Annotated in this window: 14 protein-coding genes; 13 read left to right on the plus strand and 1 reads right to left on the minus strand. The window is 34.1% G+C overall.

Annotated features, from left to right (window positions below; all coding sequences use genetic code 11):
• Positions 1-17: 17 nt before the first annotated feature.
• Positions 18-1,253: an aminotransferase class I/II-fold pyridoxal phosphate-dependent enzyme gene (locus SUDEN_RS02410; protein WP_011372094.1), complete on the minus strand. Its 1,236-nt coding sequence runs from the start codon at positions 1,251-1,253 to the stop codon at positions 18-20.
• A gap of 95 nt (positions 1,254-1,348) precedes the next feature.
• Here SUDEN_RS02410 and bioD point away from each other — a divergent pair, with 95 nt between their 5' ends.
• The 13 genes from bioD (at position 1,349) to fliF (ending at position 14,677) form a co-directional block, all read left to right on the plus strand.
• Positions 1,349-2,011 (plus strand): dethiobiotin synthase, encoded by a 663-nt coding sequence (gene bioD, locus SUDEN_RS02415; RefSeq protein ID WP_011372095.1) that lies wholly within the window; start codon positions 1,349-1,351, stop codon positions 2,009-2,011.
• 107 nt (positions 2,012-2,118) lie between these two features.
• Positions 2,119-2,994 carry an aspartate carbamoyltransferase catalytic subunit gene (locus SUDEN_RS02420; RefSeq protein WP_011372096.1) on the plus strand — a complete coding sequence of 292 codons (876 nt, stop codon included), beginning with the start codon at positions 2,119-2,121 and terminating at the stop codon, positions 2,992-2,994.
• Positions 2,984-3,922 (plus strand): aminodeoxychorismate synthase component I, encoded by a 939-nt coding sequence (locus SUDEN_RS02425; RefSeq protein WP_011372097.1) that lies wholly within the window; start codon positions 2,984-2,986, stop codon positions 3,920-3,922. The genes SUDEN_RS02420 and SUDEN_RS02425 overlap by 11 nt, the downstream gene beginning before the upstream one ends.
• 15 nt (positions 3,923-3,937) lie before the next feature.
• Positions 3,938-5,335, plus strand: coding sequence for a sensor histidine kinase (locus tag SUDEN_RS02430; protein ID WP_011372098.1), 1,398 nt, complete (start codon positions 3,938-3,940; stop codon positions 5,333-5,335).
• A 52-nt stretch (positions 5,336-5,387) separates the two neighbouring features.
• A complete protein-coding gene (locus SUDEN_RS02435) occupies positions 5,388-6,368 on the plus strand; it encodes a transaldolase (protein WP_011372099.1) in 981 nt (326 codons plus the stop codon).
• A 132-nt stretch (positions 6,369-6,500) separates the two neighbouring features.
• Positions 6,501-7,037 (plus strand): 50S ribosomal protein L25/general stress protein Ctc, encoded by a 537-nt coding sequence (locus SUDEN_RS02440; RefSeq protein WP_011372100.1) that lies wholly within the window; start codon positions 6,501-6,503, stop codon positions 7,035-7,037.
• Between the two features lie 3 nt (positions 7,038-7,040).
• Entirely contained in the window at positions 7,041-7,595 is a 555-nt protein-coding gene (pth, locus tag SUDEN_RS02445; protein WP_011372101.1) for an aminoacyl-tRNA hydrolase, read from the plus strand.
• A 30-nt stretch (positions 7,596-7,625) separates the two neighbouring features.
• The gene (locus tag SUDEN_RS02450) at positions 7,626-8,705 is read left to right on the plus strand and encodes an LptF/LptG family permease (RefSeq protein WP_011372102.1); all 1,080 of its coding nucleotides are present in this window, start codon (positions 7,626-7,628) and stop codon (positions 8,703-8,705) included.
• A gap of 91 nt (positions 8,706-8,796) precedes the next feature.
• Positions 8,797-10,008, plus strand: a complete 1,212-nt coding sequence (lysA, locus tag SUDEN_RS02455; RefSeq protein ID WP_011372103.1) for a diaminopimelate decarboxylase — start codon at positions 8,797-8,799, stop codon at positions 10,006-10,008.
• Between the two features lies 1 nt (position 10,009).
• Positions 10,010-10,786 (plus strand): HAD-IIA family hydrolase, encoded by a 777-nt coding sequence (locus SUDEN_RS02460; RefSeq protein ID WP_011372104.1) that lies wholly within the window; start codon positions 10,010-10,012, stop codon positions 10,784-10,786.
• Positions 10,783-11,874 carry a prephenate dehydratase gene (gene pheA, locus SUDEN_RS02465; RefSeq protein ID WP_011372105.1) on the plus strand — a complete coding sequence of 364 codons (1,092 nt, stop codon included), beginning with the start codon at positions 10,783-10,785 and terminating at the stop codon, positions 11,872-11,874. The genes SUDEN_RS02460 and pheA overlap by 4 nt, the downstream gene beginning before the upstream one ends.
• Positions 11,864-12,958, plus strand: a complete 1,095-nt coding sequence (gene hisC, locus SUDEN_RS02470; RefSeq protein ID WP_011372106.1) for a histidinol-phosphate transaminase — start codon at positions 11,864-11,866, stop codon at positions 12,956-12,958. Before pheA ends, hisC begins: the two co-directional genes overlap by 11 nt.
• Positions 12,959-12,976: 18 nt before the next feature.
• Positions 12,977-14,677 (plus strand): flagellar basal-body MS-ring/collar protein FliF, encoded by a 1,701-nt coding sequence (gene fliF, locus SUDEN_RS02475; protein WP_011372107.1) that lies wholly within the window; start codon positions 12,977-12,979, stop codon positions 14,675-14,677.
• Positions 14,678-14,681: the final 4 nt, after the last annotated feature.

Raw genomic sequence — 14,681 nt, forward strand, 5'->3', positions numbered from 1 at the left:
GTTTAGCGTTAAAAACTCTATTTTGCAGATATTAAGAAGTCTTCAATAATATCTTTTGGGTTTTCAAGTCCTATTGATACTCTGATTAAACCATCTGTTATGCCTAAGAAGTTTTTTGTTTTTTCGTCAAAATCACTGTATATAGTTGATGACATGTGTAAAGCTAAAGTTCTGCTGTCGCCAATATTAGCTGTTATTGTAGCTATTTTGGTTTTGTTTAAAAATGCAAATGCTCTCTCTTTTGTGAGCATATCTATAGTTAAAAGTGTTCCACAGCCATTTGGAAAATCACTTAAATATCTTTGATGGTGCGGATGTGTATCTAAGCAGGGATGATTTATGTTCAATCCGTTTTTATGAAGTTCTTTCGCAACTGTTTCTACACTTTTTACGATTCTATCCATTCGTAGTGCAAGAGTTTCAAGCCCAAGCATGGTTAGGTAACTTGAGTGTGCATTAGCGCTCATTCCGAAATCTCTCATAGCTCTTTTTTTGGCATTTACAACAAGTGCCATTTTCCCCATATTTTTTATGAATTTTTCCAACTCTTTATATCTTGGAGTTTTAAATTTATCATCTTTCTCTTTTATTGCTCTAAATACTACACATCCGCCAAGTGCTGATGAATTTCCTGAGATAATTTTGGTTGTAGAGTAGATGCATATATCGGCGCCAAGTTTTAACGGTAAGATGCTTAGTGGAGTTATTGTGTTGTCAACCATTAGAGCAACACCGCACTCATTTGCTATAGCAGCTATTTTTTTGATATCTGGAAGTCTCATGTTAGGATTTCCGACGCTCTCTAGAAATATTATTTTAGTATTTTCATTTACAGCATTTTTAATATTTTCCAACTCATCCACATCAAAAAAATGTGTTTTAACTCCAAAACGACTTAGGGTTTCACTAAAAAATGAGTAAGTTCCACCGAAGAGTCCGCCAATACTTATAATCTCATCTTTACATGTTAAAAGCGACATTACAGCAAGTGCTATGGCTCCCATTCCTGAGCTTGTTGCAATTGCTCCTACTCCATCATCCATCTCCGCCATAATAGATTCGAGCTTGGAAGTTGTTGGGTTTCCCATTCTTGAATATAGCGGTTTTTTAATGCTTCCGTTAAAAATGCCCTCCGCAATCTCTGGCGTTTCATAGGCAAAAGATGCCGAATTTACTATAGTTGGAGAGACTGCTCCATCCTTACTCCCTACACTCTGAACAAATTTGGTACAATACTCTTCAAAATAATCCATTTATCAACCTTTAAATAATAAATGATTGTATCAAATAAGGAATAATTATAACTTTAGAAAATAGATAAACTTAAGTAATAATATACAGGTAAATAATGAAAAAACGAATTTTTATAACAGCTACAAACACTGATATAGGAAAAACATACACAACAAAACTTCTTTTAAAAGAGTTCGCATCTCGTGGGCTTCTAGTTGGTGTTATTAAGCCCATAGAAACAGGCGTTGTGGATGGATATGCAGATGATGGTGAGGAGTTACTGCAATATGTTAAAGAGCTTAATCCAAAGCTATGGTCTTTAGAGGTTGAAGATATAGTTCCAATTACATACGAGTTGGCAGCAGCTCCGTTTGTAGCGTCAAATAACACACCTCTTGATTTAAGAAAAATCAAAATCAAGATTGAAGAGATGGAAGCTTCTTGTGATATTGTAATCATTGAGGGAGCTGGTGGGCTTTATGTTCCCATAGATGATAAATATATGATGATAGATTTGCTTAAAAAACTTGATGCCGTAGCGTTATTGGTTACGCACTGCTCACTTGGTTGTATAAATGATACACTACTTAGCAAAGGGGCGTTGGAGGCAAAAGAGATACTACATGTAGTTGCTTTTAACTGTAAAAATAAGGATGACAATTTTGACAAAATTTCAGAACCATATTTTTTGAAAACAGATTTTAAGGTGTTTAAAGTGGACAAAGATATTGAAAAAATATGTGATGTCTTGTATAATCTATCTGATGTTAAACGCTAAAACGAACAAGTCCGTTTTAGCGACAGGGACTGAAGTCCCTACAATCCCCTAAAGCTACGAAAAAACAAGTTTTTTCGAGAAATATAAAATTTTAAAAAAAGAGTGATATGAAACATTTAATTCGCACAGATGATTTTACAACCCAAGAGATAGAGTCTATTTTAGCAGATGCAGAACTTTTTAGTGATGGCAGATTTGATAGAATTTTAAGAGACAAAATCATAATAACACTCTTTTTTGAAAACTCAACAAGAACAAGAAGCTCTTTTGAGATAGCGGCAAAAAGACTTGGCGCTGAGATAGTCCATCTTGATGTTGCAAACAGTTCTACGAAAAAAGGCGAAACGCTGGTTGATACCGCTATGAACCTTGATGCGATGGGTCCACACGCAATCATTGTCAGACATCAAAACTCAGGTGTTGCTAAAATTCTCTCAAACCATACAAAAGCCTCAATCATAAATGCAGGAGATGGCGCTCATGCACACCCAACACAAGCGCTCTTAGATCTCTTTACACTAAAAAAACATTTTAAAAATCTTGAGGGGAAAAAGATAGCAATTGTGGGTGATATTAAAAACTCAAGAGTTGCAAACTCAAACATAGAGCTTCTTAGCAGATTTAAAATGGAGGTTATTTTAGTTGCCCCGCCTCAGTTTTTGCCTCAGAGTGATTTGAGAACAACGCACTATTTAGAAGATATTATTGATGAAGTAGATGCTATCATGAGCCTTAGAACACAAACAGAGAGACACTCTTCTCAAACTTATGCTTCACTAAAAGATTATGCGAGTGATTTTTGTATAACAAGTGAAGTTGTTGGCGATAGAGATATAATCATTCTTCATCCAGGTCCTGTTCATAGAAATATAGATATTTGTGACGCGCTCTTAGCGGATAAAAGATGTAAGGTTTTAGAGCAGGTAGCAAATGGTGTTGCAATAAGAATGGCAGTGCTAAAAAAATTAATTTATGACGTTTGAGGATATAAACTCTCTTGGGTCTAAAAGAGAGCCTTTTTTATTTATAGTTGATTTTAAAGCTCAAAATATAGCTCTTTTGCCTCTAGATAAACTTAAACAAAACGATGTAGAGTTTGAGATAAATGAAGAGTATAAACTAAAAGTTCACGAAGATTTTTTACAAAAAGATGGTGTATCTTTTGAGACATACAAAGAGAAGTTTGATTTTGTGATAGAGAAGATAAAAGATGGAGAGACATATCTTTTAAACCTCACCCAGCCTACATATATAAAAACACCATTAACACTCCAAGAGATATATAGTGCGGCAAATGCTCCCTATAAATTAAGATACAAAGATAAGTTTGTCTGCTTTTCTCCTGAGAAATTTATCTCTATAAAAGACTATAAAATCTCGACATTTCCTATGAAAGGCACAATTGACGCTTCAATCTTAAATGCAAAAGAGATAATTTTAGAAGATAAAAAAGAGATGGCGGAACATGTTATGGTTGTTGATTTGCTTAGAAACGATCTCTCTATGGTTGCCAAAAATGTAAAAGTTGAAAAGTTTAGATATATAACAAAGATAGAAGCTGGAGAGAAAAAACTTCTACATGTAAGCTCACATATAAGCGGTGATGTTGGAGATGATTGGCATAGCAAAATAGGGGATATTTTAAAATCACTTCTTCCAGCTGGAAGCATAAGCGGAGCGCCAAAGAAGAGTACTCTTGAGATAATCCATCTAGTTGAAGGGTATGAGAGAGGTTATTTTAGCGGTGTTTTTGGAGTATATGATGGAGAGGTGCTTGATAGTGCTGTTATGATTCGTTTTGTGCAAAAAACCAAAGATGGTTACATGTATAAAAGTGGCGGCGGAATTACACTTGATAGCGATGTAAAGAGTGAGTATAATGAGATGTTAGATAAAGTTTATCTGCCGTAAAACAAGGGGTTATAGATGTTTAAGATTAATGGGTTTTTTACAAGCGGATGGTTTTTTGATGAGTCTGAGTGTGAGTTGAAAAACAGATATCAGATGATAAATATTGGTATTTTACTCTCTGCAAGTGGGCTTGTTTATGGGATTATTGGGAATTATATAAGAGGGACAGATGGATTTATTCCTCTTGAGTTGGCTCTTTTATGTACTAATATTATGATGTTTTTTGCACTTAGGATGTATCGTAATTTTTTTGAATTTTTTGCAATTACTATGACTTTGCAGTACACTTTTTTATTTCTATTTCTTATTTATGTTGGTGAGCCTAGTGATTTAAAACATCTTTGGATTTTTACCTACCCAATTATTCTTCTGTACTTTCAAAAAACTATACACGCTCTTTATTGGTTAGGATTTATGCTTGTTATGTTAATTATTGCACCTCTGCAGGGTTTTGTATCTACTAATTACTCTATGTATCAAGTTACATATCTCTCTTTTGTTTTGGCTGTTGTTAGCATAATTATCTATTTTTATAAAAAAAAGATTGATGAAGCAAAGAACACAATACTTGAGCAACAAAATATGCTTAAAAACTTTAATTCAGAACTTGAGAGACAGGTAAAAGACAAAACAACGGAGCTAATAAAGCTAAATGAATCTCTAGGGATTAAAGTTGAGCAAAAACTAGAAGAACTTAGAAAAAAAGATCAAATTTTAGAACTACAGTCAAAGCAAGCGGTTATGGGTGAGATGATAAGCATGATAGCTCATCAGTGGAGGCAACCGCTCTCTAACATAACTCTTCAAATTGCAAATTTACAACTAAAACATATGCTCGATAAAGAGAGAAGATGTAGAGATGTCGATGATGCGCTAACAAATATTAGCAATACTATAATTTATCTCTCTGATACCATTGATGATTTCCAAACATATTTTTGTCCAAATAAAAAAATGGATACTATTGAAATTCATGAGCTTTTTCAAAGAGCAGTGAATTTTTCGCAATCAAGAGTTCAAGATAATGATATAAAGATATCAATAAATAAAGAGATTAAAATATCTATTACTGTATATATAAATGAGTTAATTCAGGTTATTCTTAATATTTTAAATAATGCAATAGACGCACATAATGAAGTAAAGCCTAAAAATCCTTCTATTATTATGGACGCGACAGATGATGATGAAAATATCTCTCTCTTAATAACTGATAATGCTGGAGGTATAGATGATGAACATATGTCGCATCTTTTTGAACCATACTATAGCACTAAGGGAAAAAATGGTACAGGTTTGGGGCTTTATATGAGTAAAATGATTGTAGAAAAACAGTTTAATGGAGAGATAGATGTTCAAACTTCTAGTGTTGGCTCAACATTTATTATTAAAATCCCAAAAAATATAAAGTGATAAAAATGAGAAGTTTGAGATATAATTTATTAAAATTAAGAGAGGTTTGTACATGTATTTAAAAGATTTAAAGTTCTCCCTGTGGGCGGATTTTATAGAAAGAGACTATTTGGATAATGAGTTTAAAGAGTTAATAGATAAAAAAATAATTAATGGAGCTACTTCAAACCCTGCCATATTTAAAAATGCGATACTTAGTTCAAGCGCTTATAAAGAGCAACTCCTTAGCCTCAAAGCACTTAGTCCAAAAGAGAAATATGAGGCAGTAGCTGTCTATGATATACAAAAAGCAGCAGATATACTAAAACCTCTTTATGATGCAGGCGATGATGGTTATGTTAGCATAGAGGTAGATCCGTTTCTTTGTGATGACGCTGATGCAACGATAAAAGAGGGAAAGAGACTCTACAAAAGCATAGGCAGAGCAAACGTGATGATAAAAATTCCAGCAACTGAAGCTGGTTACATTGCAATGCGCTCTCTTACATCAAAAGGAATACCAGTAAATGCAACGCTTATTTTTAAAAAAGAGCAAGCACTCTCATGTGCAAAAGCTTTTAGCGAGGGAGTTAAAGAGTTTGGGTCTTCAGTTGATACAGTTATAAGTGTTTTTGTAAGCCGAATCGATAGAGCCTTAGATGAGATACTTGCAAAAGCTAAGATAAAAAGAGCGCTTAGCGGAATATATAACAGTGCAGAGATATATGAGGCAGTCCAGAGACTCGATGTTGAGGGGTGCAGAGTACTTTTTGCAAGCACTGGCGTAAAGGATGATTCACTCCCGCCTCACTACTACATTGAGGGACTTTTAGCATATAACAGCATAAATACAGCTCCAGTAGATACTATAAAAGCATTTCATGCAAATGGGTCTAAAATTGCTTCGCTTCCAATATCTAGCGAGAAGATAAGAGAGCATTTTGAGGCTATAAAATTTTTAGGTATAGATTTTGATGCTATTTTGGATAAACAGATAGAGGATGGATTACAATCTTTCAAAGATGCCTTTGAAGATATATTAAAATCGTTATGAGTGAAGCAAAATAGAAAAAACCGATAAATATAGTTTTGCAGAGGATGATGTTTTTAATTAAAAATAGATTTTTTTAACGGCAATTAAAGCTTAAAGAGATATAATTGCGGACATTTTTATTAAGGATTTAATATGTTAGAAGGCATCATTAGAGAGAGTATTGGCAAAAAAGGCACGAAAGCACTTCGCCGCGATGGATATCTAATTGCAAACATTTACGGAAAAGGGTTACAAAACCTACATGCTGCATTCAAAGAGAATGAGTATATCCGTACTGTTCGTAATAAAGAGACTCTGTCTTTTCCTATCAAAGTAGATTCAAAAGAGATGAATGTTGTTGTTCAAGCTTATGAAGCACACCCAGTTACAGGTAAACTTTTACATGTAGATTTAATGGTAGCACAACCAAATGTAGTAACACACTATCATGTGCCTGTTGTTACAGAAGGTGATGCAATTGGTCTTAAAAACAAAGGTCTTATTCATATTTCAAAGCCTCGTTTAAGAGTAAAAGCTACTATTGAAAATACTCCAAACAGCATAGTTGTTGATGTTACTAAAATGGATGTTGGTGACGCTAAAATGGTACGTGATATAGCGAAAATAGCTAATGTAACGTTCACAGATGCTGATCGTGTATCTGTACTAAGCGTAATCAAAGCTAAGTAAGTTATGCTAATAGTCGGTCTGGGTAATCCTGGAGCGAACTATGAGCGCACTCGACATAACATAGGCTTTATGGTTATAGATGAGTTAGTAAAAAAACAAAACGCTCAAAAAATCTCCTCATCATTTGATGGAACACTTTTTAAATTTTCAAATCATTTTTTATTAAAACCACTTACTTTTATGAATCTATCAGGCTCTGCAATTAGAGATGTTAAACAATTCTATAAAATTGATGAAGTCGTTGTAATACATGATGATTTAGATCTTCCATTTGGCACTCTGCGTTTTAAAAAAGGTGGCGGACACGGCGGACATAACGGTCTTAGATCAACTGATGAGCACATCTCCAAAGAGTATATAAGAGTGCGAATGGGCATAGGCAAACCTGAGCATAAAGGTGAAGTTGCCTCTTATGTTTTGAGTAATTTTACAAAAGATGAACAAGCGCATTTAGATGAGTTTATTACCTTTACATGTAAGGCAATTGAGGCTCTTTTGACAAATACCCTAGAAGACGTTAGTTCTAAATATACAATTAAAAATTTTCCGCTAAAATAGCATTAAACTTCTCTACTTGGATCTGAATTAATGCTTGTTTTTAAATATATCACTTTTCATTACATTAGATATTTTATTATCATTTTGTTAGCGTTAGTTCTTTTTTTGGTTGGATTCGACTACATGGGAAATACTGAAAAGCTTGATATTTCAGCAAATTTATTTCTTATTTATGTAGTTTACAAAACATTTTATGCCATCGATATGCTTCTGCCTCTCTCTTTAATATTTGCCATGATTAGTACAAAAATCTTTCTTATCCGCTCAAATGCGCTAGTTTCATTCTACTCACTTGGTTATTCAAGGATAGATATATTAAAGCCTTTTGTTGTTGTTGCTACTGCTATGATTACTCTTTTTATCTCTTTGCACTCTATCTCAAATTTTGCAAGAGCAGATGAGTTTGCAAAAAATATTCGTAAAAATGCCCAGTATTTAAGCCCAACAAGAGACCTCTTTTTTACATACAAAGATAAATTTGTCTATTTTTCAAAGTTGTTGCCGCTGCAAGAGAGCGCTGAGAATATACGTGTATTTAGTTTTGTTGACAACTCCTTAAAAGAGGTCCTAGTAGCTAAGAGGGCAAGCTATAGAAATGATGCATGGTTGATAAAAATGGCTGATATTATCACAAAACCAGACGATATAAGTTTTGATTCTTTAGGTATAAAAGTAACTCAGAAAGATAATTTAGAGATTCTTCAAGGATTTCGTCCAAAGATGCTTGATCAAGTTTATGAAGGTAAAGTGAATTTTTCTATAAAAGATGCAATAGACGCTTATTGGCTCTTGAGGGATCAAAATATTAATACCAACATAGTAAAGAGTGCTCTTTATAAAATATTTGTATATCCATTTTTTGTTCCTAGCTTAGTAGTTATTATTTTCTTTTTTGTTCCAGTTAGTGTGAGATTTTTAAATGTTTCTCTATTTAGTTTTGCAGCAATTATCTCCTCTTTGATGATTTGGGCATTTCTATTTTCGCTAGTAGAACTCTCAAATCACAAAACTATACCAAGCGAACTCGGTATAGTTTTACCAAATTTACTGCTTTTTCTATTTGCATTAAGGCAGTGGATAAAATATCGCACATCACCAATAAGCGACTAACGCAGTAGATAATTTTGCTCCGCACACTCTCTCATAACAAAAATATAAGTACTTTTTAGATAAAATTCATTAAAAAATATTTGGGATGTTTATGATAAATTTTAAAGAACTAGCAGCCACTTATAAAACACCTTTGTATGTCTATGATTTAGACTATATGAGTGCACAATATGAAGAGTTAAAAAGCGCTTTTAAGGGTAGAAAATCTATTATGGCATTTGCTATAAAATCAAACTCAAATCTTAGTGTTATTAAACATTTTGCTACTTTAGGAAGTGGAGCTGATTGTGTCTCTATTGGTGAGGTATATCGTGCCGTTTTAGCGGGAGTACCTAACTACAAAATCATTTTCTCTGGAGTCGGAAAGAGTGATGATGAGATTACTCAAGCTATTAAGTTAGATATTTTATATATTAACGTAGAGAGTGAGGCAGAGCTTGGCCGTGTAGAGCTTATAGCAAAAGAACTTGGTGCAAAATGTAGAATAAGCATCAGAGTAAATCCAAACATAGACCCACAAACTCACCCTTATATATCAACAGGGCTTCACGATAACAAGTTTGGAGTAGAGATAGATACTGCTAAGAGAATGTACATAAAGGCAAATAACTCTGAGTATTTAGACCCAGTAGGTATCCACTTTCATATAGGTTCACAGCTTACAGAACTGAAGCCTATATATGAGTCGGCAGAGATTGTAGCTGATTTAGTGCGTTCACTTCAAAATATAAAAATAGAGCTAAAGTTTTTCGATATAGGCGGAGGTCTCGGAGTAAAATACAAAGATGAGACAACGATAACTCCATATGATTATGCACAAGCTATTTTATCAACTCTAAAAGGTTTAGATTTAACAGTTATTTGTGAACCAGGAAGATTTTTAACTGCAAATGGCGGATATTTTTTAACTAAAGTTCTTTATGAAAAAAGAAATGGCGATAAAAGATTTGTTGTAGTTGATGGCGGTATGAACGATTTATTGAGACCAAGTTTATATAAAGCGTACCATAAAATAGAAGCAATTACTGAGAGTTTGACAAAACTTAGTGAAGCAGATGTTGTAGGACCAGTTTGTGAAAGTGGTGATTTTTTTGCAAAAGGGTACTTGCTTCCAACTCTAGAGCATAACGATCTCTTGGTAATTCACAGTGCTGGAGCGTATGGCTTTGGTATGGGAAGTAACTATAACACAAGAGGAAGAAGTGCTGAGGTGGCGATAAAAGGCAAAGAGGTTAAACTTATTCGCAAACGTGAAGAGTTTGAGGATTTGATAGCATTAGAAAAAGAGTATTTGGACAATTAAGATGTATTTTATTGATGTACAAGGCACTCTTATTAGCGACAGTGACAAGTCCCCTGTTCGTGGAAGTAGAGAGTTTATTGATGAACTAAATAAGAGAAAAATTCCTTATATGATTATTACAAACAGCACAAAAAAAGCTCCTATTGATTTTTTTAACTTCTTAAAAGCTAAAGGGTTTAATATAGAGTTCTCTTCATATCTTGATCCGCTTATGCTTCTTGAATCACATGTAGAAAAAAGTGCAGTTGCTCCTTATGGCGCAGATGAGTTTTTAGATGTGCTAAAGAAGATGGGGTATATATTTAATTATAAAAATCCAAAGACAGTGTTAATCTCAATTAAAGAAAATTATACATCTGAAGAGTTTGCCCAAATAATAGACTTTATATTGGCGGGCGCATCGTTAGTTGGAATGCACGAAACATCTATTTATGCAAAAAATTCTAAAAGATATCCAGGTGTTGGCGCTATTTTAAAACTTCTTGAATTTGCAACTTCTACTTCATACACAGTTGTTGGAAAGCCAAGTGAGGCTTTTTACAGCGAAGCTTTGATGCTGCTGTGTAAACAAAAAAGTGGTGTTAAGTTTAGTGACGTAACAATTATAAGTGATGATGTTAAGGGAGATTTAGGAGGGGCTAAAGAACTTGGGATGAAGACTATATTTGTAACAAGCGGAAAATATAAGAGTGCCGATGAGATAGTCCCTTTTTTAAAGCCAGAGTTAAAACCTGACTATGTCTATGCCGACATGCAAGAGATTTTGGAGAAAATATGAAAACTTTAGAAGAGTGTAGAGATGGGATTGATGCAATTGATAATAAAATATTGGAGCTTTTAAATCAGAGAATGGTTGTTGTTAAGCGTGTTGGAGAGATAAAAAAAGATTCCAAAAGCGCTATATATAGACCAGAGCGAGAAAAAGCCATAATTGAGCGCCTGACATTACAAAGCGTAAATGATAAGGGACTCTTAAATCAAGATGCAATAGAAGCTATATTTTTAGAGATATTTGCAGTCTCTAGAAATTTAGAGTTGCCAGAGCGTATAGCATATTTAGGACCTGAGGGGAGCTTTACTCATCAAGCAGCAGAGAGCCGTTTTGGGGCTATGAGCGACTATATGCCAATGAGATCTATCTCTCATGTTTTTAAAGAGTTAGAGACTAAGAGAGCAAAGTTTGGAGTAGTTCCAATTGAGAACTCAAGAGATGGAGTTGTCGGCGAAACGCTTGATCTCTTAGCTAAGAGCTCTGTAAAAATAGTCGCAGAACTGTATATGCCAATTCACATGTCATTTGTAACAAAAGCAAAAAAAATATCAGATATCACTAAAATTTACTCAAGAGATAAAGGCTTTGGGCAATGCAGAGAGTTTTTGCAAGAACACAACTTATCTAATGTTGAGCTTATTCCAGTAGAATCTACCGCAAAAGCAGCAATACTAGCTTCAAAAGATGATAGTGCTGCGGCAATTTGTAGCCATATAGCAGCAAAATTGTATAACGTTCCAACGATGTTTGATCATGTAGAAGATAGCATTGGCTCTCAAACTAGATTTTTTATACTAAGTGACTTTAAAAATGAGAAGAGCTATGATGATAAAACCTCTATATTGGTAAGATTAAAAGACTCTGTAAAGGCTGGCTCTCTTGTGCATTTCTTACAAGATTTTGAGCACGAGAGTATAAATCTCTCTAAAATAGAGTCTCGTCCATCAAAAGAGAAAGGTGGTTTTGAGTACTGGTTTTTTATAGATTTTTATGGTCATGTTGATGATGAAAAGTTTCAAAAAGTACTACAAAAACATAAAGAAGAGGTAACATGGCTTGGAAGCTATGTAAAAGGAGAAGAGATTGAAGTTTAATAAACATTTGCAAAATATAAAAACGTATGAAGCAGGAAAGCCTATAGAACTTGTTGTAAGAGAGTATGGAATTGAGCCTCAAGATATAGTAAAACTAGCATCTAACGAGAATCCACTTGGATGTTCGCCTAAAGTAATTGATGCAGTTGGCAAAATTTTAACAAAGATGTCGTTGTACCCAGATGACTCAATGATAAGCTTAAAAAATGCACTTAGCAAGAGATATAATGTTGATAGCGAAAATGTAATAATTGGCTCAGGAAGTGATCAAGTAATAGAGTTCTTAATTCATGCAAAAGCGCATAGTGGTTCAAAGATTTTGATGAACAGCATAACGTTTGCTATGTATGAAATTTACTCTAAACATGTAGGTGCCGATGTTATAAGAACATCTTCGCAAGAGCATGATTTAGATGAATTTTATGAGCTTTACAAGCAAGAAAAGCCAGAGATTATATTTATTTGCACACCAAACAATCCAACTGGTGATGCACTTGATGCGCAAAAAATATATAACTTTTTAGAAAAAATAGATAATGATACTTTAGTTGTAGTAGATGCAGCTTACATGGAGTATGCAATAGTCAAAGATGCAAAAAAAGAGATAAATGTTAAAGAGCTTATTCAAAAACACTCAAATGTTATCTATCTTGGAACATTTTCAAAAGCTTATGGCCTTGGTGGAATGAGAGTAGGTTATGGTATATCAGAAGCAAAAATAATCAAAGAGCTTTATAAGCTAAGACCGCCTTTTAACATCACTACTCTCTCCCTTGAAGCAGCAACAGTAGCGCTTAGTGATGAGGAGTTTGTACAAAAAAGTACAGCTCTTAATCTAGAGCAGATGAAACGCTATGAAGAGTTTGCAAAAGAGCAAAAAATAGATATAATAAACAGTTATACAAATTTTGTCACATTATCTCTTGGTTCTAATCAAAATTCTACAAAAATAGCGAGTCAGCTACTGCAAAATGGTATGATTGTAAGAGACTTAAGCAGTTATAACATGAACGCAATTAGAGTCACTATTGGTACACAAGAGCAAAACAGTCGTTTTTTTAAATTAGTAATAAAATTTTTATAGTATAAAAACGGGAAGTTAATGGATTTTAAGGTACTTTTTTCACAACTAGCCACCCTCTACGATAAGCTTACAAAACAACAGAAGCTTATTATAAGTGGGGCAGTTGTAGGTATTGTAGCATTTATAGTTTTTCTTGTAGTATATACAGAAAAGAGAGATGCCCTAAGTAAATACGAGACTCTTTTTGACTCTCTTAGCTCAGAAGATGCTGCAAAAGTCATAGAACAGCTAGAAAAAGACAATATACCTTATGAGATATTAGACAACAATATTATCAAAGTTCCAAAAAATGCAGTTTATAAAGAGCGCATCGCAATAGCTTCTTTGGGGATTCCAAAAAACAGTGGTGTTGGATTTGAGCTTTTTGATAAACAGGAGTTTGGAGCTACTAGTTTTGATCAAAATGTGAAATATCTGCGTGCTATTGAGGGTGAGCTATCAAGAACAATCAACTCGCTTGCTCCAATAGAGAGCGCAAGTGTTAGTTTGGCTCTTCCAAAAGAGACACTATTTGTTGAGAAGCAAGGAGAACCAACAGCCTCTGTTATGATTACACTGATTGAGGGCAGAAAACTCTCCTCAAAGCAGATTAGAGGTATTAAAAATTTAGTCTCAGCGGCAGTTCCAAATCTTAGTGCATCAAATGTCATGTTAATAGATAATGACGGCGAAACATTAGGCGATGATGATGAAATGGCTCAAATGGGTGAATTGTCTTCGGTACAACAGAACTTTAAGACAAAAGAGGAGAAAAAGAAGCAGAGAAAAATTATAGAAGTTGTCTCTCCTTTTGTTGGCGGAGAGCAAAAAGTTGTTGCTCAAGTGACAATAGAGTTTGATTTTTCTATTCAAAATTCTACTTCAGAGGTATATGATCCAGAAAACGTTGTAAGAAGTGAGCAGCTTAGTGAAGAGAAACGTGATGGTTCTGCTCCTGCTGAAGTCGGTGGGGTTCCTGGAACTGTTAGTAACATCGGTCCAGTAGAAGGTCTTGCAAGTAATAAAACAATTGAAAAATATGAAAAAAATACAGGAACTACAAATTATGAAGTTGGAAAAACTGTATCAACTACAAAAAGTGAATTTGCTCGTATTAAAAGAGTTACTGCTGCTGTCGTTGTTGATGGAAAATACAACTATAAGAGTGATGCTGATGGAAAACCAACCAGCGAGCTAGAGTATGAAGCTCTCTCAGAGAGTGATTTAGAGGCTCTTAGAGCGCTTGTTAGTCGCTCAATAGGTATTAGTGAAGATAGAGGCGATCAAATAAGCGTTCAAAATCTTCAGTTTAAAAGAGCAGATAGTGACCCTAGTAAAGAGAGAGTTAACCAAGTTGTTTCATTCTCACAAACATATTTAGCACCATTTTCTGAGCTATTTAAGTATATTTTTGTACTTCTGTTACTTCTTATTCTTTATAAAAAAGTTATCTCTCCATTTGCGCAAAGAATGCTTGAAATATCAAAAGAAGAGGATGACATCGGTAAACCTATTTTAGATATAGAAGATGATGAAGATGAAGATTTGGTTGAAAAAGTTCAATCAATGCGTAAAAAAGTTGAAGAGCAGTTAGGTGTTGGAAATCATTTTAATGAAGATGAATTAAAATATGATGTTCTTCTTGAAAAAATTAAGAGCATGACCGATGAATCTCCTGAAGCAGTAGCACATGTTCTTCAAGCACTTCTTACAGAAGAATCTGACGTAACGACAAAATAGAAGT

The sequence above is a fragment of the Sulfurimonas denitrificans DSM 1251 genome, from assembly GCF_000012965.1.
GTDB classification, from domain to species: Bacteria; Campylobacterota; Campylobacteria; order Campylobacterales; family Sulfurimonadaceae; genus Sulfurimonas; species Sulfurimonas denitrificans.